The organism is Paraconexibacter sp. AEG42_29 (assembly GCF_040581415.1).
GTDB lineage: Bacteria > Actinomycetota > Thermoleophilia > Solirubrobacterales > Solirubrobacteraceae > Paraconexibacter.
The window spans coordinates 1419636-1442581 of the sequence record NZ_CP114014.1 but is presented as its reverse complement, the minus strand read 5'-3'; the positions used below and the strand labels follow the sequence as shown (position 1 = coordinate 1442581).

The 22946-nt window shown below is 74.6% G+C and carries 18 protein-coding genes; 5 read left to right on the top strand and 13 right to left on the bottom strand.

The genetic code is table 11. The features are described 5' to 3' along the window. Positions 1–53: 53 nt before the first annotated feature. From DSM112329_RS06955 to DSM112329_RS06945, 3 genes are read right to left on the bottom strand one after another with little or no spacing between them, the layout of a single operon-like run. Positions 54–1280, bottom strand: coding sequence for a hypothetical protein (locus DSM112329_RS06955; RefSeq protein ID WP_354701080.1), 1227 nt, complete (start codon positions 1278–1280; stop codon positions 54–56). A 54-nt stretch (positions 1281–1334) separates the two neighbouring features. Beyond that, positions 1335–1997, bottom strand: coding sequence for a response regulator transcription factor (locus tag DSM112329_RS06950; RefSeq protein ID WP_354701079.1), 663 nt, complete (start codon positions 1995–1997; stop codon positions 1335–1337). Then, the gene (locus tag DSM112329_RS06945; RefSeq protein ID WP_354701078.1) at positions 1990–3327 is read right to left on the bottom strand and encodes a histidine kinase; all 1338 of its coding nucleotides are present in this window, start codon (positions 3325–3327) and stop codon (positions 1990–1992) included. Before DSM112329_RS06945 ends, DSM112329_RS06950 begins: the two co-directional genes overlap by 8 nt. Before the next feature lie 108 nt (positions 3328–3435). Here DSM112329_RS06945 and DSM112329_RS06940 point away from each other — a divergent pair, with 108 nt between their 5' ends. The 4 genes from DSM112329_RS06940 to DSM112329_RS06925 all read left to right on the top strand — a co-directional run bounded on the left by DSM112329_RS06940 (position 3436) and on the right by DSM112329_RS06925 (position 8149). Then, positions 3436–4368, top strand: a complete 933-nt coding sequence (locus tag DSM112329_RS06940; protein ID WP_354701077.1) for an ATP-binding cassette domain-containing protein — start codon at positions 3436–3438, stop codon at positions 4366–4368. Then, the gene (locus DSM112329_RS06935; RefSeq protein ID WP_354701076.1) at positions 4365–5156 is read left to right on the top strand and encodes an ABC transporter permease; all 792 of its coding nucleotides are present in this window, start codon (positions 4365–4367) and stop codon (positions 5154–5156) included. Before DSM112329_RS06940 ends, DSM112329_RS06935 begins: the two co-directional genes overlap by 4 nt. A gap of 94 nt (positions 5157–5250) precedes the next feature. Then, positions 5251–6987, top strand: coding sequence for a sigma-70 family RNA polymerase sigma factor (locus tag DSM112329_RS06930; protein ID WP_354701075.1), 1737 nt, complete (start codon positions 5251–5253; stop codon positions 6985–6987). Between the two features lie 106 nt (positions 6988–7093). Beyond that, on the top strand, positions 7094–8149 hold the full coding sequence (locus DSM112329_RS06925) for a Glu/Leu/Phe/Val dehydrogenase dimerization domain-containing protein (protein WP_354701074.1): 1056 nt from the start codon (positions 7094–7096) through the stop codon (positions 8147–8149). Between the two features lie 95 nt (positions 8150–8244). Here DSM112329_RS06925 and DSM112329_RS06920 read toward each other — a convergent pair whose 3' ends face one another. Continuing rightward, positions 8245–9036, bottom strand: coding sequence for an MBL fold metallo-hydrolase (locus DSM112329_RS06920; protein ID WP_354701073.1), 792 nt, complete (start codon positions 9034–9036; stop codon positions 8245–8247). 55 nt (positions 9037–9091) lie between these two features. Between DSM112329_RS06920 and DSM112329_RS06915 the strand changes: the two genes are divergently transcribed. Beyond that, positions 9092–10612 (top strand): wax ester/triacylglycerol synthase family O-acyltransferase, encoded by a 1521-nt coding sequence (locus tag DSM112329_RS06915; protein WP_354701072.1) that lies wholly within the window; start codon positions 9092–9094, stop codon positions 10610–10612. On the opposite strand, the gene DSM112329_RS06910 is transcribed toward DSM112329_RS06915, so the two are convergent. The 9 genes from DSM112329_RS06910 to DSM112329_RS06870 form a co-directional block, all read right to left on the bottom strand. Then, entirely contained in the window at positions 10599–11873 is a 1275-nt protein-coding gene (locus tag DSM112329_RS06910; RefSeq protein WP_354701071.1) for a PQQ-dependent sugar dehydrogenase, read from the bottom strand. The genes DSM112329_RS06915 and DSM112329_RS06910 overlap by 14 nt on opposite strands. A gap of 35 nt (positions 11874–11908) precedes the next feature. Then, positions 11909–12205, bottom strand: a complete 297-nt coding sequence (locus tag DSM112329_RS06905) for an NIPSNAP family protein (RefSeq protein ID WP_354701070.1) — start codon at positions 12203–12205, stop codon at positions 11909–11911. A 172-nt stretch (positions 12206–12377) separates the two neighbouring features. Further along, a complete protein-coding gene (locus DSM112329_RS06900; RefSeq protein ID WP_354701069.1) occupies positions 12378–12866 on the bottom strand; it encodes a hypothetical protein in 489 nt (162 codons plus the stop codon). 97 nt (positions 12867–12963) lie between these two features. After that, a complete protein-coding gene (locus DSM112329_RS06895; RefSeq protein WP_354701068.1) occupies positions 12964–13623 on the bottom strand; it encodes a response regulator transcription factor in 660 nt (219 codons plus the stop codon). Further along, the gene (locus DSM112329_RS06890) at positions 13620–15065 is read right to left on the bottom strand and encodes an ATP-binding protein (RefSeq protein WP_354701067.1); all 1446 of its coding nucleotides are present in this window, start codon (positions 15063–15065) and stop codon (positions 13620–13622) included. The genes DSM112329_RS06895 and DSM112329_RS06890 overlap by 4 nt, the downstream gene beginning before the upstream one ends. Next, on the bottom strand, positions 15062–15607 hold the full coding sequence (locus DSM112329_RS06885; RefSeq protein WP_354701066.1) for a hypothetical protein: 546 nt from the start codon (positions 15605–15607) through the stop codon (positions 15062–15064). The genes DSM112329_RS06890 and DSM112329_RS06885 overlap by 4 nt, the downstream gene beginning before the upstream one ends. An 85-nt stretch (positions 15608–15692) precedes the next feature. Then, positions 15693–18416 carry a phosphoenolpyruvate carboxylase gene (ppc, locus tag DSM112329_RS06880; protein ID WP_354701065.1) on the bottom strand — a complete coding sequence of 908 codons (2724 nt, stop codon included), beginning with the start codon at positions 18414–18416 and terminating at the stop codon, positions 15693–15695. A gap of 25 nt (positions 18417–18441) precedes the next feature. Continuing rightward, the gene (gene ppk2 / locus DSM112329_RS06875) at positions 18442–19251 is read right to left on the bottom strand and encodes a polyphosphate kinase 2 (RefSeq protein ID WP_354701064.1); all 810 of its coding nucleotides are present in this window, start codon (positions 19249–19251) and stop codon (positions 18442–18444) included. An 81-nt stretch (positions 19252–19332) separates the two neighbouring features. Beyond that, positions 19333–22899: an indolepyruvate ferredoxin oxidoreductase family protein gene (locus tag DSM112329_RS06870; protein WP_354701063.1), complete on the bottom strand. Its 3567-nt coding sequence runs from the start codon at positions 22897–22899 to the stop codon at positions 19333–19335. Positions 22900–22946: the final 47 nt, after the last annotated feature.

Below are 22946 nucleotides of genomic sequence, written 5' to 3'. Positions count from 1 at the left end.
GGACGGCATGCCGTGGGTGACGCCGGGCGTCACCTGCGGCATGGCGTCTGCTCTCAGCGCGTGACGCGGACCGTGGCGCGCGCCCTCCGGCAGCCGGTGCGGGTCGCGGTCAGCGTCCGCCGGCCGATGGCGCCGAAGCGGACCCGCAGCGTCGCCCGGCCGCGTGCGTCCGTCCGGGCGACCGTCGACCCGACCCGGACCCGCACGCCCGCGCGGCACGACGCCGACGGCGAGCGGACCGTCAGCCGCAGCGTGACCGTCCGGCCGCGCCGCACCCGTCCCGGCGCGACCGTCAGTCGCATGGCCGCGGGCGCCGCCGCGGGCCCGGTGCCCGTGCCCGGCGGGAAGCTGAAGCGGACGTGGACGATGGCCCCGGTCTCGGAGGTGATGAACGCGTCGCGCGCGACCTCGTACGGCGCGAAGCCCGCCGCGAACCGGATGCTGTCGATCGGGAACGGCGCCTGGTAGGCGACGCACGCTGCGCCCGTGACGGGGTCGACGCGGATGACCTCCCCCGTCCCGGCCGCGACGTAGAGCGCGCCGTCGGGGCCGACCGCGACGTCGTCGAGCAGCTTGGGGAGACCGCCCGGGCTCAGACTCGTGAGGATCGTGTAGGCCGACGGATCGCTCAGCGGGACGCGGACGATCGACGACCGCAGGTCGGTCAGCAGCGTCGCGTAGAGCGTGTCGCCGATCACCGCGACCCCGTCCGCGCCGGTGACCGGCGTGGCAGCCGCGAACGCCTCGTCGACGGTGCCGTCGCGGCGGATCTTCGTCAGGCCGGTCTTCGTCGTCTCCCCCACGTACAGGTTCCCGGCGGCGTCGAACGCCGCGCCGTTCGCCATCTGCAGGCCGGTGGTGAACGTCTCGGCGACCGGGCTCGCGGCGGCCGGGTCGAAGCGCAGCACGCCCGACCCGCCCGGGCTCAGGCCGCTGACGGGTGAGTTCCCGTAGAGGACGTACATCAGCCCGTCCGGCCCGAGCAGCGATGCCCCCGGACTCGGGACGGGGATGCCGACCCCGGGCTCGCCGCGCGCGTCGAAGCGCACGAGCCGGTTCTGGAACAGCTCGGAGATCCACATCCCCCCGCGCCCGTCGAAGCCTGCGTTCTCGAGCCAGAACAGCGCGGGCGGCCCGACCGTCTTGAAGACGCCGCCGGCGGCGCCGATGCCGGCGCACTCACGAGCAGGCGCCGCGGCGGCCGCCGTCCCGCCGCCGGCGCCGAGCGCGAGCAGGCCCGCCGCGCAGAGAGAGACGAGCCCGCGGGCGAGGAAGCGCATGTGGCCGACTCTATTCCGGGGCGCCGGGGCGGGCCGCCACCGCCGCCACGAGGATCAGATGAGGTCCGCGTCGTGCACCAGGAGCGCGACCTGCACCCGGTTGTTGACGCCGAGCTTGGTCAGCAGCCGGGAGACGTGCGCCTTCACCGTCGCCACGGACATGAAGAGCTCGGCGGCGATGTCGGCGTTCGCGTCGCCGCGGCCCAGCGCCACCGCCACCTCGAGCTCACGCTCGGTCAGCTCGTCCAGGCTCGCGCGGGCCCGCGCGCGGCGGTCGTCGGCCTCGGGGTCGGCCACGTGCGCGATCAGCTGCCGCGTGATGGCGGGCGACAGCATCGCCTCCCCAGCGGCCACCTGGCGGATCGCCTCCACGATCTGCGCCGGCGGCATGTCCTTGAGCAGGAACCCGCCCGCCCCCGCCCGCAGGGCCCGTAGCACCTGGTCGTCGGCGTTCATCGTCGTCAGGACGATCACCTGGGGCGGGTCGGCCTGCGCCCGGAGGCGCTCGGTCGCGGTGAGGCCGTCGACCCCGGGCATGCGGATGTCCATCAGGACGACGTCGGGCTTGTTGACGGCGACCGCCTCGGGCACCTCGGCGCCGTCCGCCGCCTCGGCGACGACCCGGATGTCGGCCTGGCCCTCGAGCATCATGCGCAGCGCCCCGCGCACCAACGCGTCGTCGTCGACCAGCAGGACGCGGACCGCGCGCTCAACCACCGGTCGCCTCCGGCCCGTGGACCCCCGCACCGGGGGCGGTCTGCACGACCGGCGTCCCACCGCCGTCCGGCCCGCGCGGCGGCCACGGCAGCCAGGCCCGCAGCGCGAAGCCGCCCTCGTCGGTGGGACCGGCCGTCAGCCGGCCGCCCGCCAGCGCCGCGCGCTCGCCGAGCCCGGCCAGGCCCGTGCCGGCGCCCGGGATCGTTCCCGCCACCCCGCCCCCGGCCGGTGCGCGGTTGACAACCTCGGCGGTCAGCCCGTCCTGCGGCCGGCCCGCGAGGCGGACGACCACGCCCGCCCCGTCCGCGTGCTTGCGCGCGTTGGTCAGCCCCTCCTGGAGGATCCGGTAGACGGTCCGCCCGGTGGCCGCGGGCAGGGTCGCCCGGTCGTCGGCAGCGATCGTGTCCTCCTCGCGGACGCGCATCCCCGCGCCCCGCGACTCCTCGAGCAGGGCGGGCAGGTCGGCGAGCGTCGGCTGCGGACGGGTCGGTGCGTCCCGGCCGTCGCCGTCCCCGTCGCCGTCGGAGCCCGACCCGGCGTCGCTGCGCAGGACGCCGATCACCTCGCGGAGGTCCTCGAGCGCCTCGTGCGCCGATGCGCGGATGACCCCGGCCGCGTGCGCGATCTCCGCCGGGGGAGCGTCCGGACGGAACTCGAGGGCGCCCGCGTGCATGCTGAGCAGCGAGATGCGGTGCGCGAGGACGTCGTGCATCTCCCGCGCGATCCTCGAGCGCTCGGCGTCGCGGGCCTGCTGCAGCCGCAGCTGCTGGTCGGCCTCGGCCCGCTGCGCCCGTTCGCGGAGGCTCGCCACCAGTTCGCGCCGGGCACGGATGAACATCCCCCACGCCGTCGCCCCGGTGAGCATCAGCGCGATGAAGATGACGAGCGCCACGTACGGCAGGTCGTCATCGGGGTAGAGCACCGCGTAGACGAAGGCGCCGGCGATGTGGGTCGTGGCGACCAGGGCGACCACGCGCCACGGCCGGTGGACGGCGACCGTGAACAGCAGCAGCAGCGCGGCGACGCCGGCGAAGTTCGAGTAGGCGCCGATCGGCGCCGCGGCGAGCGCGAGCGGAACCGGCCACCGTCGCCGCCACCACAGCGCGATGATCAGCACGGCTCCCCCGGTCAGGTCCAGGAAGAGGATGCCCTCGTCGGGCGAGTCACCGGGGAACTGCTCGCCGACACCGATGAGCCCGCCGCCGATCGCGATGAGGAACATCGCCGCGTCGACGAGCCAGTCGCGCGGGGTGCGCGGCGGCACGGCCCCGCCGTCGTTCGGGCCCTCGGCCAGGAGCAACGACGGGAGCAGGGAGCGTGTGACGGCCATCGCCTCGCAGCGTACGGCGGCCCGGCGCCGGCGACCACCGACCGAAGTCGATCGTCCGTCGACCTTCGGCCGATGTGGACGCGGGCGCCGGGGGTCAGTGTCGACGGCATGATCACTGCCCAGCACCTGACGAAACGCTACGGCGACCACACGGCGGTCGAGGACGTCAGCTTCGCCTGCGCCCCCGGGACCGTCACCGGCTTCCTCGGGCCCAACGGCGCCGGCAAGTCGACGACCATGCGGATGATCTGCGGGCTGACCCCGCCGACCACCGGCCGGGCCACGGTCGCCGGGGTCGCCTACGGCCGGCTGCCCAATCCCGGCCGGGAGATCGGCGTCCTGCTGGACGCGTCGGCGCAGCACGCGGGCCGCACCGGTCGCGAGGCGCTCGCACTGACCGCCGCCGTGCTCGGCGTCGAGCGCAGCCGGGTGGACGCGATGCTGAAGCTCGTCGACCTGGACCCGAAGAAGGCGCGGCGCCGCGTGGGCGACTACTCGCTCGGCATGCGCCAGCGCCTCGGGATCGCCCAGGCCCTGATCGGCGACCCGCGCGTCCTGATGCTCGACGAGCCCGCGAACGGCCTCGACCCCGAGGGCATCTTCTGGATGCGCGGCCTGCTGCGGGACTTCGCCGACCGCGGCGGGACGGTCCTGCTGTCCTCGCATCTGCTGCGCGAGATCGAGGCGGTCGCCGATCGCCTCGTGGTGATCGCGGGCGGCCGGATCGTCGCCGACGGCAGCAAGGAGGAGCTGCTCGCGCGCACCGGCACGCTCGTTCGCGCGGAGTCGACGACCGCGCTGCGCCGGGCGCTCGCGGTCGCCGGACTGCCGTCGCAGCCGGCGTCCGGGGGCGGCGCCCTCGTCGACGCCGACGCGGCCGCGGTCGGCCGCGCAGCCGCTGCCGCCGGGGTCGCGCTCGTCGAGCTGCGCACCGCGGACGGCGCCGGCCTCGAGGAGCTCTTCCTCGCCCTGACCACCGGGTCAGCCACCCCCACCGAACCCACCGACCAGCACGATCGCCGGGAGGCAACTGTCGCATGAGCACCACCATGACCAAGCCCGCCACGACGCCGGACGCAGGCGAGTACAGCCCGCGTCCCTTCGCGCGGCCGTCCGTCGCGCGGCTCACCGCGATCGAGCTGCGGAAGGCGTCGGACACACGCGCGAGCCGCTGGCTGCTGGGGCTGACCGCGTTCGCCACCGCCGCCGTCGGCCTGATCCTGCTGTTCGTCGGCGACACCGCCGACCACCAGCTCGACGACTTCCTGGGGCTCACCCTCGTCCCTGGCCTCGTCGTCCTGCCGGTCGTCGGCATCCTGCTCATGACCGGCGAGTGGTCCCAGCGGACGGCGCTCACGACCTTCGCCCTCGTCCCCGAACGCAGCCGCGTGACGCGGGCGAAGATCCTCGCCGCGCTCGGACTCGCGCTCGGCACGTTGGTCGTCGCCGTGGTCCTGTCGGTGCTGCTGACCGCAGTCGGCGACGCCCCCGACCCCTGGGGCATCGGCGCCGCCGGACTGGGCCAGGCGACGCTCGCTCTGCTGCTCACCGTCCTCTGGGGCGTGGCGTTCGGCCTGGCGCTGGCCTCGCCGGCGGCGGCGATCGTCGCGTACTTCGCGCTGCCGACCGCGTTCTCGGTCCTGGGTGAGCTCGTCAGCTCCCTCGACGGGGCGTGGGACTGGGTCGACCCCAACCGGGCGCTGACCGAGGTCGGCGAGCTCCGGGCGAGCGGGTCGGACTGGACCCACCTGGCGGTCTCGTGCTCGATCTGGATCGCGCTCCCCCTCGTCGTCGGGGCTGCGCGCCTCGTGCGACGCGAGGTGAAGTGACGGGGCGCGGCGACGGCAGTCGGCGGGCGGGACGGATCATCTGACGCACACCGGAACTTCCTGCCGGACCCGTCGTTACAGTCGTCGAACCGGCATGGAAGCTTCTGCGCTCAGAGCCCCGGCAGCACTCGGCGCCCGCCGGCCGGGCGGCGTGCTCCTCCGGCTCCGGACCGACGAGCAGCTCGTGGCGCTCTTCCGGCGGGGCGACGAGGACGCCTTCCGCGTCATCCACGACCGCTACCGCCAGCGCCTGTCCGCGTACGCGCGCCAGATGCTCGGCGGCTCGGCGACCGACGCCGACGACGCGATGCAGGACGTGTTCCTGCGCGCGTACGCCGCGCTGCGCGCCGACGACCGGCCGATCACGCTGCGGGCCTGGCTCTACCGCGTGGCGCACAACCGCTGCATCGACCACATCCGCCGGCCCGCCTCGCAGCCCATGGTCGAGCTGTCGGAGGCCACCCGCCCGCTGCCCGCCACGACGGGCGATCCGATCCTCGCGGCGGAGCGCCGCGAGGACCTCCGCCGCCTCGTCGTGGACGTGCGGGCACTGCCCGAGCAGCAGCGTTCGGCGCTGCTGATGCGCGAGATGGAGGGGCTGACGTACCAGGAGCTCGCCGGGGCGCTGGAGGTCACCGTCCCGGCCATCAAGTCGCTGCTCGTCCGTGCTCGCATGGGGCTCGTCGAGTCCCAGCAGGCACGCGACACGCCGTGCCAGGAGATCCGCGAGGACATCACCGCCGCGCACGACCGCGGCGTGCGGATGAGCGGCCGCGCCCGGCGCCACGCCCGCGAGTGCGACGGCTGCGCCGGTTACCGGGCCACGCTCCGCGCGGTCACGCATGACCTCGGTGCGCTGAGCCCGGCCGCCGGCCCCTGGGGATTCCTCGCGAAGCTCATCGGCCTCGGCGCCGGCGGCTCCGGCGCTGCGGGTGGGGCCGCGGCCGCCGGGGGCGCGGGCGTCGGCGCCGCCGGTGTGACGGCCACCGGCACGGTCGCTGCGGGGGCAGCGGCCTCCAAGCTCGCCGCCGTGGTGTGCTGCGCCGTCGTCGTCGGCGGCGGCGCCGTCGAGGTCGCGCGCGAGCGGGCGGTGCAGCCGCGCGGCTCCGGCGCCGCGCACGCGCAGCCGGCTTCCGGTCGCTCCGGCGCCGAGCCCGCCGCGGCGTCGACGGCACGGCCCGCGTCGGCCTCGTCGGCCTTCCTCGCCCGGACGACCGCCACCGCGCGGCGCGACCGGGCGACGCGGGGCGCGACCACGGTCCGCCCCGATGCAGCGGCTGCTGCGCACCGGCGTGCCGGTGAGGCACCGCTGACGGCGATGGCCCCCGGCCTGCTGCTCAGCGACCAGGACCGGGCCGAGCAGACTGCGGTCGACCCCGACGGCGGCGCCTCCGCACCGCTCGAGGACCCTGCTGCGGACGACGCCGGGGCCGGCAGCACCACGGGCGGCGGCGCAGCCGGGGTGTTGTCGGGCCTGCTCGGCGCGCCTGGCGGCGGCAGCAGCGCCGGGGCAGGCAGCAGCGGCACGACCGGACCGGGCACCGGCGCCGCCACCGGCACCGGCGGCACCTCGGCCGGCAGCAGCACGTCCGGCAGCACCGCCGGCGGCAGCAGCTCAGGCGGCGGCAGCGGGGCCGGCACGGCGGCGCCGAGCGGAGCAGGACCCGCGGCCGGAAGCAGCTCCGCGCCCGGCAGCGGCACCTCCGGCAGCACGGCCGGAGCCGGCGGCTCGACCGGCACCAGCGGCGGGTCGGCGCCCGGTGCCGGCGCGGCGTCCACGAGCCCGCCGGGCGCCACGTCCGGCGGCGCATCCGCGCCCGCCGCCCCGTAAGGCCCGCCGAAGCAGCGCCCGCACGCCGGGCGAGCTCGGCGGAGCGTGGACGTCGCGCGACGACGCCCGTCCAGAGGCGCCGCGGGGAGGGACTAAGGTCGTCGCCATGGACCCGTACGCCGCCGCGCTGGAACACGAGCAGCTGCTCATCCGGCGCGGCACGCGATCCGGGCTCTTCACCATGGTGGCGGTGCACTCGACCGCGCGCGGGCCGTCGCTGGGCGGCTGCCGGATGTGGCGCTACGACGACGCGCGCTCGGCGATGCGCGACGCGCTGCGCCTGTCGCGGGCCATGACCTACAAGTCAGCCGTCGCCGGCCTTCCGCTCGGGGGCGGCAAGGGCGTGATCATGCTGCGGCCCGACACCGTCCTCACTCCCCGTGTGCGCCGTGCGGCGCTCGAGGACTTCGCGGACACCGTCGCCGCGCTCGACGGGGCGTACATCGCCGCCGAGGACGTCGGTACGTCGGCACGGGACATGGACACGATCGCCGGCCGCACCGAGCACGTGGCCGGGCGCGCCGCACGGCACGGCGGTTCGGGCGACCCCAGCCCGTTCACCGCGATCGGCGTGGAGGCCGCCGTCCTCGCCTCGGTCGAGTCCGTCTTCGGCAGTGCCTCGCTGAAGGGCCGCTCGGTGGCGGTCGTCGGCCTCGGGCACGTGGGGCTGCGCGTCGCGCGGCTGCTCGCCCGCCGCGGGGCGACGCTGCTGGCGAACGACATCGACCCGGCGCGCAGGGTCGACGCCGCGAAGCTCGGCGCGCGCTGGGTGACGGCGGCGGAGGCGCTCGGCGCGCCCGTCGACGTCTACTGCCCCTGCGCGCTCGGCGGCATCCTCGATCACGACACCGCCGGGGTCGTGCAGGCGCCGGTCATCGCCGGCGCGGCGAACAACCAGCTGGCGGCGGACGACGTGGCGGAGCTCCTGCGCGGACGGTCGATCCTGTGGGCCCCGGACTTCGTCGCCAACGCCGGCGGCATCATCAACATCGCGCACGAGCTGCGACCCGGCGGGTACGCGAAGGCGGCGGCCACCGCGGACGTGCGCCGCGTCGGCGACACGTTGCGCGCGATCTACGCGGAGGCAGCCGCGCGGGAGCAGACGCCTTTGGCAGCAGCGCTGGCCCTGGGCGAGCGGCGCCTGGCGGAGGCGCCCGCCTGAGCGGTCCCGTCGATGTGCCGCCACACGCCACCCGCGCACGTGCTGGCACATCGAGCGACCGGGCCGAGCCACGCCGCCCAGGGTCGGGCGGGGCGTCAGACCTGCGTCGACATCCCCGGGATCGGCCACTGCGGACGCTCGACGCCGTCCGGCAGCCGCCCCTCCTCCTCGAGCTTGTCCAGGTGCGACGCCAGCGTCACCGCGGCCGCCGGGCGCAGGACGTCGGGGACGTCGGACCAGGCGGCGTCCAGCAGCGCGTCGATCGTCCGCGCGCCGTCGTCGAGCCCGAGCAACAGCTTGCGCTCGCGCTCGAGGCGGTGGTCGATGTACTGGTCGAGCTTGGCGACCGGGTCGTCGACGACCGGCCCGTGACCCGGCCAGATCCGCCGCGGCTGCAGCGCCTTGAGCAGCTCGAGCCCCGCGAGGTAGCCCCGCAGCGCGCCCGGGTCCGGGGCGACGAAGACCGACCCCTCCCCCAGGACCGCGTCCCCGGTGAAGACGGTGTCGTAGAGGACGAAGGCGAGGTGGTCGGGCGCGTGCCCCGGCGTCCCGGCGACCGCGAAGTTGCCGACCATGTCGCCGTTGCGCAGCTTCACGTCGGCCCGCCGGTACCGCGCCGCGTGGACCTTGACGTCGCCGTCGAGCAGGCGCAGCAGCTGCGGAACGCCGTCCGCGTGGTCCCCGTGGTCGTGCGTGAGCAGGATCCCGGCTGCGCCGCCGCGGGCCTGCACCTCGGCGGCGACCGCGTCCAGGTGCTCGTCGAGGTCCGGCCCCGGATCGATGACCCAGCAGCCGTCGCGCCCGACGACGTACGTGTTGGTGCCCGTCAGCGTGAACGGGCCGGGGTTGCTGGCACGGATGTGCGCGACGTCGACCACCGGAGACATGCGCGGGACGATAGTGGTGCGTGGGCCGCCTCCGGATGGGGCACAATGGAGGGCCTTGCCCCGCCCGACGCCACCCTCGCCTGATCGCCTCAGCGCACTGGACTACAGCTTCCTGGCCCTCGATTCGGCGGACGCGCCGCTGCACGTGGGCTGGACCATGCGCTTCGACGGCGCCCCGCCGTCGCTCGCCGCGCTGCGACGTCACCTGGACGCACGCCTGGGGTTCGTCCCGCGGTTCCGCCGGCGGGTGACGATCCCCGCGCTCGGCCTCGGCGATCCGCGCTGGGTGGACGACCCCGGCTTCGACATCGCGCACCACGTGCACGAGCTGACCCTCGCCGCCCCGGGCGGCCCGGCCGAGCTGCGGACGCTGGCCGGGACGCTGCTCTCGCGTCCCCTCGATCCGGGACGCCCGCTCTGGCAGCTGTACCTGGTCCGCTTCCCGCCGACCGGCTCGGGCGGCTTCGCGATCGTCGGCCAGGCGCACCACGCGCTGGTGGACGGCATCGCCGCCATCGAGGTCGCGATGCTGCTGTTCACGCCGGACCCGCCCGCCGTCCCGACCGGCGAGGACGCGGACTGGCGCCCCGTCGCCCGTCCCGCCCCGGCACGTGCCGCCCGGGCGGCGCTCGGCGTCCGCGCGAAGACCGCCGTTCGCCTCGCGCGGGAGAACGCGCCCACGCCGAACGTCCGCGGCGCGGCCGCCAGCGTCACCAGCCCGACGGCGCTGCGCGAGGTGGCGCGCCGCGCGGCTGCGCTCCCGAACGAGCTCCGCGAGGCCGCCGGCGGGCTCGACCGCCTGACCTCGCCCGTCGCGTCCACGTCGCTCGATCGGGCGGTCGGCCCGCGCCGCGCCGTCGCCTACGCGCAGGCGCCGCTCGACGGCCTGAAGGCCGCCGGCCGCCGGCACTCCGCGACGCTGAACGACGTGCTGCTCACGGCGTGCTCGCTCGCGTTCGGACGGGCACTCGAGACCGCGGGCGAGGCGACGGACCAGCTCCGCGTCCTGGTCCCGGTCAGCACCCGCGAGGACGACCCCGCCGCGCTCGGCAACCAGATCTCGTTCATCGCGGTGGAGTTGCCGGTCGCCGACTCGGACGCGGTCAGCGTCCTGCGCACCGTCCGCGACCGCACGCGTGCGGCCAAGGCCGAGGCGAGCGGCGACGGCAGCGGCCCCGGTATCGCCCAGATCATGGAGGCGGCCGACCTGCTGCCGGCCCAGGCGGCGGGGGCGGCGGCGCGGCTCGCCTACGGCAAGGCCGCGTTCAACGCGATCGTCTCGAACGTCCCCGGGCCGGAAATCGAGCTGTCGCTGCTCGGCCGGCCGCTGCGCAGCGTCCACCCCGCGGTCCCGGTCGCGCCCGGGCACGCGCTCTCGATCGGCGCGATCTCCTACCTCGGGCGTCTGCACGTCGGCCTCTACGCGGACGCCGACGCGCTACCGGACCTGCCCTCGATGGGGCGGGACCTCGAGCGCGCGCTGGACGTCCTGCGCGTCGAGGCGCCGGTGGCGCCGACGCCGTGGAGCGCCCGCGCCCGCAGCCGCCGGACGTCTGGTCCCGTCAGCCGGTCGTGATCCGCGAGACCGTCCCGCCGAGCGAGACCACGTAGACGCGGCCCTTCGTGTCCTCGCCGAACGAGGACAGGCTCTGGACCTTGGGCAGCGGCAGCTTGGCGTCGCCGGTCGCCGCCGTGGGGGACAGCGTCGCGGCGCGGAGCTCGCCCTTGCAGAAGTCGCCGTAGACGTACTTGCCGCGGATCGAGGTCGGCAACGCGGTGTCCCGGACGACGTAGCCGCCGGTGACCGAGCAGTTCCCGTCGCGGTGCTGCAGCTCGAGGACGGGCGGGACCGCGCCCGGGGCCGACTCGCCGTCCTTGAACCGCGCCTTGCCCTCGAACGGCCGCCAGCCGAAGTTCGCGCCGTTGCCCTTGCCCTTCGCGACGTAGTCGATCTCCTCGATCTCGTTCTGACCGACGTCGCCGATCACGAGCGCGCCGCTGGAGCGGTCGAACGAGTAGCGCCACGGGTTGCGCAGGCCGTAGCTGTAGATCTCCTTGCGCACGCCTCCGCCACGCTTAGCGAACGGGTTGTCGGCCGGGATCCGGTAGGCCCGCGACCCGGACTTCTTCGGATCGATGCGCAGCAGCTTCCCGAGCGGTGAGGTCAGATCCTGCGCGTTGCCGCGGCTGCCGTGCTGATCGCCGGCGCCGCCGCCGTCACCGGTGCCGATGTAGAGCAGCTTGTCGGGGCCGAACTTCAGCAGGCCGCCGTTGTGGTTGGACTCGGGGTCGGCCATCTTCAGCACGAGGCGGGCGCTCCCGCTGTCGGCGCGGTCCGCGCTCGCGCGCCGGTACTCGACGACCCGCTGTTCCTGGCTCTTGTCCGTGTAGTAGACGTAGAAGCGACCGCTCTTGGCGTAGTCGGGCGCGAACGCGACGGACAGCAGCCCCTGCTCGCCGCCCGCCGTCACCCGGCTGCGGATGTCCAGGAACGGGCTGGCCACCGTCTTGCCGCCGCGGACGACCAGGATGCGCCCCGTCTGCTCGACGACGAACAACCGGCGCGTGTCGCCGGGCGCGCCCGTCACGTAGATCGGCTGGTCGAACGACCCGACCTTGGCGAGCTTGAGCGTCCCGGAGGCCGCCCGTGGGGCTGCGGCCGTCGTCGTCGTCGCGGCTTCCGCCGTGGTGCTCGCGGCCGTGGCGGAGGACCCGGTGACGGCCGCACCGGGCGCGCCGGTCGCAGTGGCGTCGTCGTCGCTCGAGGAGCCGCACGCGGTGACCGACACGGTCAGGGCGCTCGTCACGAGCAGGGTCAGCGTTCGGCTGCGCATCATCGCTCCCAGGATGGCAGACCCCTCTGCCGCGGGCGTCAGGCGACCGGGGCCAGCATCCGCAGGTCCATCGACGCGATGTACTCGGCGGGGCTGGTCGGCAGCGCGGCCCGCTCGGGGCTGTCGTAGTAGGCCTTGTCGGCGGCCTCGAACGCGGCGAGGTCGCCGTCGAACTCGACGACCCAGACGAACTCCGCGCCGTCCGGGGTCGTCCAGCTGCCGGTGACGCCGAAGCCGTAGACCGCGCGCGCGGGGACCACGTGCTCGCGCCACAGGGCGACGAACGGCTCCATCGCGCCGGGCTTCATCGTGTAGATCCGCAGCTGGGAGGTCATGCGCCGATCGTACGACCTCCGGACGCTGCGCCGTCCCGCTGCGGTCCTGGACGGCGGTGTCGGGACGCGCGCGGGCCGACTGCCTGGCTCGATGTGCCACGAGGTACCGATGTGGCGCCTGGTGACACATCGAGCCATCGAGCGGACCGGTCGCGGCCCGCGCGCGAGCGCGTCAGTCGTCGTCGCTGCCGCGCCCGCGGCCACCGCGGTCGTCGTCACGGTCGTCGTTGCGGTCGTTGCTGCGGTCGTCGTCGCGATCCCGCTGGGAGGGGGCGACGCCGATGCGGTCGCGGTCCACGTCGAGGACCTTGAACGCGCGGTCGAGGTCGACCTCGTAGCGGACGGTCCTGGTCCGCAGCTTGACCTCGTAGGCCTGGGTGCTGTCGTCGTCGGTCTCGCGCTCGACCTTCGTCACGCGAGCGGCGGCGGGGACGACGGCCTTCGCGGCGCGGATCGCACTCGCGCGCTGCGCCGTCGTGATGCGCTGCCCGCGCGCGGGCGTCGTCGTCGCGGTCGTCCCCGTCGTCGTGGTGCCGGTCGTCGTGGTCGCGGTGGTCGTCGTGCTGGTCTGCGCGCCGTCGTCGGCGCCGTGCTTGGCGAGGGCGGTGGCGGGCACGGCGGCGGCGAGGGCGGCCGCGGCGATCATCAGGGTCTTGCGCATGGTGCGTCTCCTTGGACTGGCTGGCTTGATGAACAGGAGACTGCCCGGGGCCCGTGACCCGGTCATGAAGACCGGATGACGGTTCGTTCATGTGCCGTCAGATCGCGAGCCGGTAGCCCATCCCGCGGACCGTCTCGATCGTCCCCGCGCCGAGCTTGCGCCGCAGGTGCCGCACGTAGACGTCGACGACGTTCGACCCCGGGTCGTGGTCGTAGCCCCACACGTGGCTGAGCAGCTGCTCGCGCGTGAGCACCTGGTCGGGGTGGCGCATGAAGGTCTCGAGCATCGTGAACTCACGCGCGGTGACCGTGACGGTCGTGTCGCCGACGGTCGCGCGGCGGGTGCGCAGGTCGAGCGTCACGGCGCCGGCGGTGAGGACGGTCCGCTCGGCCGTCCCGGTGTCCCGCAGGCGTGCCCGCACGCGGGCGAGCAGCTCCTCGAAGGCGAACGGCTTGGTGACGTAGTCGTCGGCACCGACCTCGAGGCCGGCGATCTTGTCGGCCACCTCGTCGCGGGCGCTCAGGATCACCACCGGCAGCGTCGTGCCGCCCGCTCGCAGCTGCCGCAGGACCTCCAGGCCGTCCAGGCCCGGCAGCCCGAGGTCGAGGATGAGCAGGTCGAACTCCTCGATCCCAGCCAGGGCGAGTGCCGAGCGGCCGTCCGCGACGACCGTCGTCGCGTAGCCGTTCGCGCGCAGGCCCTTCTCGAGGAACGAGCTCAGCCGGGGCTCGTCCTCGGCGATCAGCACACGGGTCACGGCAGGTCCTCCTCAGGATCCGGGTCGACCGGCAGGATGATGGCGAAGCGCGCACCCTCGCCGGGGGCGCTGGCGACGGTGGCGCGGCCGCCGTGCGCGGCGGCGATCGCGGTCACGATCGCCAGGCCGAGCCCGGCACCGTCCGGCCGGCGGCGCTCGTCCCCGCCACGCTGGTGGCGGTCGAAGATGCGCGCCTGGTCGCCGAGCGCGATCCCCGGCCCGGTGTCGGCGACGCTCAGCGTGACGCGCGTGCCCTCGTGCACCCCGGCGAGCGTGATCGTGTCGCCGCGCCCCGTGTGCTGGACGGCGTTCGCCGCCAGGTTCATCACGGCCTGGGTGAGCCGCTGGCGGTCGGCGTGCAGCAGGCCGGGGTCGGCGCGCTCGACGGCCCACAAGCGGTCGCCGAGCGCGCGGGCCTTCACCAGCAGCTCCTCGACCAACTCGTCGAGGTCGATGTCCTCGGCCCGTAGGAAGTCGCTGCGCTCGGCCTTGGCGAGCGTGAGCAGGTCCTCGACCAGGCGCGACATCCGCTGCAGCTCGTCCTGCACGAGCGCGAGCGTCTCGCGGCGCTCGTCCGGATCCTCCCCGTCGCCCAGCAGCTCCAGGTGCCCGCGGATGATCGTGATCGGCGTGCGCAGCTCGTGGCCGGCGTCGGAGACGAACGCGCGCTGGCTGTCGAACGCGCCCTCCAGGCGGTCGAGCATGGCGTTGAACGTCCGTGCCAGCTCGGCGAGCTCGTCGCTACCGCGGACCTCCAGCCGCTGCGTGAGGTCGTTCTCCGTGATCGACGTGGCGGTCGCGCGCAGCCGCCGCAGCGGAGCTAGGACGCGGCCCGCGACGACGAACGCGATGCCCGTCGCGATCAGCAGGACGACGAGCGCGATCAGCGCGCTACCACGGGCGGCGCGCGTCGCCTCGCGCTCCTCGCGGCCCAGGTCGGCGACGACGACGAGGCTGCCGAGCGTCCGCCCGGCGCGCGTCACCGGAACGAGCGTGTACCGCGTGCGGCTACCGCCCGGGACGTCGAGCTCACCCAGGCGGCTCTCTCCCACCCCCGCGAGCGGCAGGACGGCACGGGTCACCGCGGCCGTGATGCCCTCGCCGGCCGACGCCGCGCCGTTGCGGCCGCCGACGAACGTGTAGAACGCCTCGCCCTCGACGGGCACGTTGCGCGCGAGGAACGCGTCGAGCAGCGACCGCACGTCGGGCGTCCGCGGCAGCGGGCGGTTCGTCTGCGGGTCACGCGTCAGTGCCGAGATGCGGCGGAACTCCTCGGCCTCCTGCACGAGCTGCCGGTCGACGCGGTCGACGGCCCGATCGAGCAGCAGCTGACGCTGGCCGAGGGTGGTCGCGACCGTCGATGCGGCCAGCAGGACGACGAACGCGGACAGGATCCGCGCCCGGGTGCTGCCCCAGCGCCGCCGCAGGCCGTCAGCCGTCAATCGTCATCGCCGCCGCCCGAGTCGTCGCTCCCGCCGGAGCCGCCGGACGACCCGGACCCGGAGCCAGAGCCGCCCGATCCCGAGCCACTCGACCCGGAGCCCGACGACGACCCATCCGACCCCGACGACCCGCCGGACCCCGACGAGCGGCCCGAGTCGTCATCGCCGTCATCGTCGTCGGCGTCCGGAGCCGACGAGGACCGCGCCGGCGGGGCGTCGTCGAAGTCGTCCGAGTCGCCGGAGTCGCGGTCGTCACGGCCGGAGTCATCCCGCGTCCGGGTCGGCGGCGGCGCGAACGTGGACCCCGTCCCTGTTCGCGCCGCGGTGCTCGTCGTCCGCTCGCCGGTGGTGGCCCCCTCCGTGCTCGTCGTCCCCGTCGTCCCGGTGGTGGTCGCGGAGCCGGCCCCCGTCGTCGCGCCGGACAGCTCGATCGGGGCCGGCGCGGCGGCGCCCTCGTCCCCCCCGACGAAGGCGCGCGCACCCGCGACCCCCAGGAGCAGGGCGGCGGCGGCGGCGAGGGCGAGGACGATCCGGGGCAGCATGGCCGTCACGATCCCCTGCCCGCATGGCCCCCGCGTGAAGCGGAGATGACGGTTCTTTCATCTGCCCCCACGACGAGACGGGCGGTCAGCCGGTGTTGCGCAGCCCGCCCGCGATGCCGTTGATCACCAGGAACGACGCGCGCGCGAGCTCCTCGCCCCCGTCCCCCGCCCGCAGCCGCCGCAGGACCTCGAGCTGGACGAACGACAGCGGGTCGACGGACGGGTTGCGGCGCGCGATCGAGCGCTGCAGGACGGGCTCGCGGTCCAGCAGCGCCGTCCCGCCGGTGACGGCCAGCAGCTCGCGGCACGTCAGCACGAACTCCGCCTCCAGCTGGCCCCAGATCCGCTCCCGGAGCGCGTCGTCCTCGCACAGCGCCGCGTACCGGCGGGCGATCTCCATGTCCGCCTTCGCGCACGCCATCTCGGCGTTCGAGAGCAGCGCCGCGAAGAACGGCCAGCCCGCGTCCATCTCCTGCAGCACGTCGAGGCCGGCCGACTCGCGGGCCGCCCGCAGCGCGGTGCCGAGGCCGAACCACGCCGGCAGCACGATCCGGGCCTGCGTCCAGCTGAAGACCCACGGGATCGCCCGGAAGTCCTCGATGCGATCGGTCTGCTTCCGCTTGGCCGGGCGCGACCCGAGGCGCAGCCGCGAGATCTCGTCGACCGGCGTCACGGCATGGAAGAACGCGACGAAGCCGGGGTCCTCGTAGACCAGCGCACGGTAGGCCCTGGAGGACCGCTCCGCCATCGCGGCCAGCACCGGCTCGAAGCGATCGCGCTGGCCGGGCGACAGTTGCGCGTCCCCGGGCCCGGCGCCTCGCAGAAGCGCCGCTGCGACCGTCAGCTCGAGCTCGCGGTGCGCGATCTCCGGGACCGAGTACTTGTCGGACAGCACCTCCCCCTGCTCGGTGACCTTGAGCCGGCCGCCGACCGTCCCCGGCGGCTGCGCGAGGATCGCGACGTTGCTCGGTCCGCCGCCGCGTCCCACCGCACCGCCGCGACCGTGGAAGAACGTCCAGCGCAGTCCGTGCTCGCGCAGGACGTCGACGATGCGCAGCTGCGCGCGGTAGACCTCCCACCCGGACGCGACGTAGCCGACGTCCTTGTTCGAGTCCGAGTAGCCGACCATGATCTCCTGCTCGTCGCCGCGCGCCTCCAGTGCCTGCCGGTAGCACGGCAGCTCGACCAGCGTGCGCATCGTCTCGGCGCCCGCCGCCAGCGTCTCGCCGGCCTCGAACAGGGGGACGACGCGCAGCAGCGCGCCCTCGCCACCGGCCTTCGACAGCCGGCACTCCTTCATCAGCAGCAGGACCTCCAGCAGGTCCGACGGCGCCTCCGTTCCCGACACGATGTACGAGAGCAGCGCGTCGGCGTGCTCGCCGGTCCGCGCCTCGTGCAGCATGCGGAAGGTCTGCACCGTCTCCTGGGTGGAGGGCGAGAAGCCGCCGATGTCCGCCGGGATCAGCGGGCGGCGCGTCTCGATCTCGCGGACGAGGACCGCGACGCGCTCGTCCTCGGGGAGGCCCGCGTAGTCGGGCTCGAGCCCGAGCTCCGCCAGGATCTCGGCGACCGCGTGGCGATGGACGCCGGCGTGCTCGCGGATGTCCAGGCGCGTGAAGTGGAAGCCGAAGACCTCGACCTGGCGGATGACGTCCTGCAGCTCGCCCGCCGCCACGTAGCGCCCGTGGCCGGCGCGCAGGGCCGCCTGACAGACGCGCAGGTCGGCCAGCAGCCCCTCGGGACCGTCGTAGCCCTCGGCGTCGCCCTCGAGCGTTGCCCGCACGCGGCGGGCGATCACCGAGAACACCCGCCGGTAAGGCTCCTCCGGGTTGCGCGCGTCGACGATCTGCGTGAGGTCGGGGAAGCGCTGCGCGGCGTCGGCGAGGATTGGCGCCAGCAACGGCGGGTCGCCGACCAGCCGGGCGCTCAGCGAGACGCGGGCCGCCAGATCGGCGACACGGTCGTAGAGGAACCGCAGGCACGTCTCGCGGAGGGTGCGCAGGGTCTCGACGGTCACCTGCGGCGTGACGTACGGGTTGCCGTCCCGGTCGCCGCCCATCCACGAGCCGAACCGCAGCAGCGGCGGGACGGTGACCTCGCGGCCCGGGTAGGCCTCGGCGACGGCGGCCTCCAGCTCGCGGTACAGCTGCGGGACGACCGTCGCCAGCGACGAGGTCGCGTACACGAGCCCCGTGCGGACCTCGTCGAGGACCGTCGGCGACACGGCCCGGATCTCGTCCGAGCCCCACAGCTCCTGGACGGCCGACGCCAGCCCCGCGGCCGCGACGGCCTCGGACTCGGCGGTCGGCCGGCGCTCGTCCAGGCCCCGCAGCAGCGCGAAGACCCGCGTGAGCTTGTCGAGCGTGGTGCGCCGCCGCGCCTCGGTCGGGTGCGCGGTCATCACGAGCGACACCTGCGCACGGGCCAGCAGCCGGTCGAGCGCCGCCGGGTCCACCCCGTCCGCCGCGAGCCGGGTGACGGCGTCCCGCAGCGACCCGCGGCGCGGTGCGGGCGCCTCCGCGAGCTCGCGGACCCGCAGGCGCCGCACGCGCTCGTTGTCCTCCGCGAGGTTCACGAGCTGGAACCACCGCGTGAGCGAGCGCACGAGCACCTGCAGCTCGTCCACCCGGAGGTCGCGGACGAGGGCGGCCAGGGCGTCGGCCGCGGCCGCGTCCCCGGCCCGCAGCTGCTCGCCGAGCGTGACCGCCCGCCGGTGCAGCGCGAGCCCGTCGGCGCCCTCGGCGTCCCGCACGACCTCCTCGAGGACCGACCGCAGCAGCTCCTCGTCGGCGGCGAACGAGCGCGTCATGCGCCGGGCTCCGGACGTCCCACGCTCAGTACAGCTCCGGGACGAACGTCTGGTCGGCCAGCGGTGGTCGGACGTAGTCCGTGTCCGGCTGCCGCGGCGGCAGCTCGAGCGGCGGCGGCGTCACGTCCTCGTACTCGACCATCGAGAGCAGGTGGCTGATGCAGTTCAGGCGCGCGCGGCGCTTGTCGTCGGCGGCCACGACGTACCACGGCGCCTGCTCGATGTCGGTGTGGCGGAACATGTCGTCCTTCGCGCGGGAGTACTCCACCCAGCGCTCGCGCGACTCGAGGTCCATCGGGCTGAGCTTCCAGCGCCGCATCGGGTCGTCGACGCGGGCCCGGAAGCGCTTCTCCTGCTCCTCGTCGCTGACGCTGAACCAGTACTTGACGAGCAGGATCCCGGACCGCACGAGCATCCGCTCGAACTCGGGGCACGAGCGCATGAACTCCGAGTACTCCTCGTCGGTGCAGAACCCCATGACCTTCTCGACGCCGGCGCGGTTGTACCAGGAGCGGTCGAACAGGACGATCTCACCGGCGGCCGGCAGATGCGCGGCGTAGCGCTGGAAGTACCACTGCGTCTGCTCGCGCTCGGTCGGCGTCGCGAGCGCGACGACCCGCACCGCCCGCGGGCTCGTGCGCTCCGCGATGCGCTTGATGACCCCGCCCTTGCCCGCGGCGTCCCGGCCCTCGAATACGACGACGACCTTCAGGCCCTTCGCCTTGACGTACTCCTGCAGCAGGACGAGCTCCACCTGGAGGCGGCGGAGCTCGGCGTCGAACGTCTCGCGGTCGAGCTTCGGGCGCTTCTTCGGCTTCTTCGGCGTCTTGCTCATGGTCGTCGCCGAGCGTACCGGGGCCCACCGGGGCGACCGGGACGCGGGCGGCCCGGTGGGTGGACCGGCTGTCGGTTGACATCAGCGCATCGGCGTGAACGGGGCCGGCGCCTGGACGACGACGAGCTCGCTGTCGCCCGCCGTCCCGTGGAGGCGCGCCTGCATGTCGGTCACTGCGGCCCGCCAGCGGACGACGGACGCGAGCTTGATGTCCTCGTAGCCGCGGATCAGGTCGGGGCTGTCGGCCAGCTCGGCGACCAGCGTGCGGGTGGCCGGCGTCAGCGCGCTCAGCGCACGCCGCACGACCGCCTCGTACTCGCCGATCAGCGCACGCTCGACGACCCGGACCTCCGCGCGGCCGAACGGGTCGGCCGGCGTCCCGCGCAGGTGCTTCATCGCCTTCAGCGTCTTGAAGCCGCCGTCGAACCAGCGCCCCAGGCGCAGCTTGCGCTCCATCCCGAGGGCCCGCAGCAGCGGCGGGTGCAGGTGGTACTGGACCTTCGCCCCGGCCCCGTACTCGCGCGTCACCCGATCGCGCTCGACCGGGTCCAGGTGCAGCCGCGCGACCTCGTACTCGTCCTTGTACGCCAGCAGCTTGAACAGCTGCCGGGCCACGGCGTTGCTCACGACGCCGTCGTCCCCGCAGGCGGCGCGCTCGGCGGCGACGACCGTGGCGAGCGTCCGCGCGTAGCGGCGCGCGTAGGCCGGTGACTGGTAGGCGATCAGCTCGTCGGCCCGCCGGCGGACGACGGCCTCGAGCGGGCTGCCCGGCACGGCCGCCACCGTCGCCGCGATCGCGCACGCGGCGGCAGAGGGTGCGGGCAGCGCCGGGTCGCCCTCGTGCCCGGCGACCGGCACGTCCAGTGCCGCCACCGCATCGGGCGCGGCCACGCAGGCCCGCCCCCACGCAAGCGCGGCGAGGTTCTTCTCGACGCCCGCGCCGTTGAGCCGGACGGCCGCCTCGAGGGCGTCGAGGCCGACGGGCAGGGCACCCTGCTGCAGCGCCGCGCCGAGGACGATGAAGTTCGCCGGCAGGTGGTCGGCGAAGAGCCGCTCGGACAGCGCCTGCGCGTCGAGGAACACCGCGCCGCGCGTGCGTCCCGTGATCGCCGTGACCGGTCCGTCGAGCTCCGGGAAGCGGACGGACGGGTCGACGACCATGCGGCCGGTCGGCACGGCGCTCGTCGACACGACCGCGAGCGTCCGCTCCGCGGCGGACATCTGCAGGTTCTTCGGGTTCGCGGCGCCGAGGAGATCGAAGCCGAGGTAGACGTCGACCCGTCCGGCGGACGCTTTGTTCGACCCCGTGATCGGGTCCTGCGAGAGGCGGATGTCGCTGATCACCGGCCCACCCTTCTGCGAGAGGCCCGTCTGGTCGAGCGACCACGAGTAGCCGTCCTGCAGGTGCGCGGCCATCGCGAGGATCTGGCTGACCGTGACGACGCCCGTCCCGCCGATGCCGATCATGCGGATCGTCGTCTGGGCGTCGGTCGCGAGCACCGGGTCGGGCAGGGCGACCGGCGGGAAAGGGACCGCGGGCGGTGTCGCCTCGGGGCCTGCGGGCTTCGCCGCCGGGACCACCGTCAGGAACGACGGGCAGTCCCCCTCCAGGCAGGAGAAGTCGCTGTTGCACGACGCCTGGTGGATCCGTGTCTTGCGGCCGAACTCGGTGTCGACCGGCAGCACGCTCAGGCACGAGGACTTCTTCCCGCAGTCGCCGCAGCCCTCGCACACGCGCTCGTTGATGACGACGCGCTCGGTCGCCTCGGGGACCTTGCCGCGCTTGCGCAGGCGGCGGCGCTCGGCGGCGCACTGCTGATCGTGGATGAGGACGGTGACGCCCTGCACCCGGGACAGCTCCTCCTGCACGGCGAGCATGTCCTCGCGCGGGCGGACCGTGGCGTGGGCGTCGAGGGCGACGCCGTCGTAGCGGCTGAGGTCCTCGGTCGTGACGACCACCTGCTTCACGCCCTCGAGCACGAGCCAGCGCGTCAGCTCCGGCACCGTCATGCCGCCGACGATCGACTGCGAGCCCGTCATCGCCACCGAGCCGTTGGCGAACAGCTTGTAGGTGACGTTGACCCCTGCGGCGCAGGCCGCCCGGATCGCCAGCGAGCCCGAGTGGTGGAACGTCCCGTCGCCCAGGTTCTGGATGAAGTGCTCGCCCTCGACGAACGGGGCCATGCCGATCCACTGCGCGCCCTCGCCGCCCATCTGCGTGATGCCGGTCAGCGTTCCGCGCCCCTCCGGGTTCAGGAGGACCATCGTGTGGCAGCCGATGCCGGCGCCGACCAGGGCGTCGTCCGCGGCGACCGTCGAGGAGTTGTGCGGGCAGCCCGAGCAGAAGAACGGCGTGCGGACGACCGGCAGCGGGACGAGCTTCGCGCGCCCGATCTGCTCGAGCTCGCGGACGCGGGCGGTGACGGACTCCAGGTCGATGCCGGCGGCCTGCAGCCGCCGCGCGACGGCGCGCGCGATCAGGTCGGCGTCCAGCTCGCCCTCAACGGGCAGCAGCGGCCGGTCCTGCTCGTCGCGCTTGCCCAGGACCCGCGGCGCGTCGGTGGTCCCGTAGAGCAGGTCGCGGAACTGGGTCTCCAGGAACGGCAGCTTGTCCTCGACGACGACGATCTCCTCCAGGCCGGCGGCGAACTCGCGCACGTCATCGCGGTCCAGCGGCCACGGCATCTGGACCTGCATCACCCGCACCCCGGCGGCCCGGAGGCGCCCCAGATCCAGGCCGAGGTCCTGCAGCGCCTGGACCAGGTCGCGGTAGGTCTTGCCGGCGGCGACGAGGCCGAGCCGCGCGCTCCCGCCGCCGTCGACGGTCATCCGGTTCAGGCCGTTCGCGCGAGCGTACATCCGGGCGAGCGGCAGCCGGACCTCGAACAGCCCACGCTCGCTGATGAGCGAGTCGGGGGCGAGCATCGTCGGGTTCGGCCGATGGACGTACGCGCGGCCGGCGACCAGCAGCTCGGGCATGACGGGGACGACACGTTCGGCACCGACCGTCGCGGTCCCTGCCGCGTCCGCGACGTTCGTGACGATCTTCAGCGCCGACCACAGGCCACTCGCCCGCGACAGCGCGATCGCGTGCCGGCCGAGGTCCAGGACCTCCTGCACGGTCCCGGGCCACAGCGTGGGCAGGTAGAGCGAAGCCAGGGTCGCCTCCGCCGCGCTGGGCAGCGTCGAGGACTTGCAGGACGGGTCGTCCCCGACGATGGCGACGGCCCCGCCGTGGTGGGCGGTCCCGCAGAAGTTCGCGTGGCGGATCGCGTCCGCCGCGCGGTCCAGGCCCGGGTTCTTGCCGTACCAGAGGCCGACCACGCCGTCGCGCTGGGCGCCCGGCAGCGTCGGCGCGAGCTGGCTGCCCCAGACCGACGTGGCGCCGAGCTCCTCGTTGACGCCGGGCTGCAGGTGGATGTCGTGGTCCGCGCAGAGGCGGCTCGCGCGCTGGAGCTCCTTGTCGAAGACCCCGAGCGGGGAGCCCTGGTAGCCCGAGATGAACGTCCCCGTGCGCAGTCCGGCGCGCTGGTCGGCGCGATGCTGGTCCATCGGCACGCGCACGAGCGCCTGGATACCGCTGAGGAAGATCCGGCCGTCCTCCAGCAGGTACTTGTCATCGAGCGACACGACCGAAGGGAGCAGCATGGTAAGGCGACGTTACCAAGCGGGGCGGGCGCAGCCGCCGGGTCTCG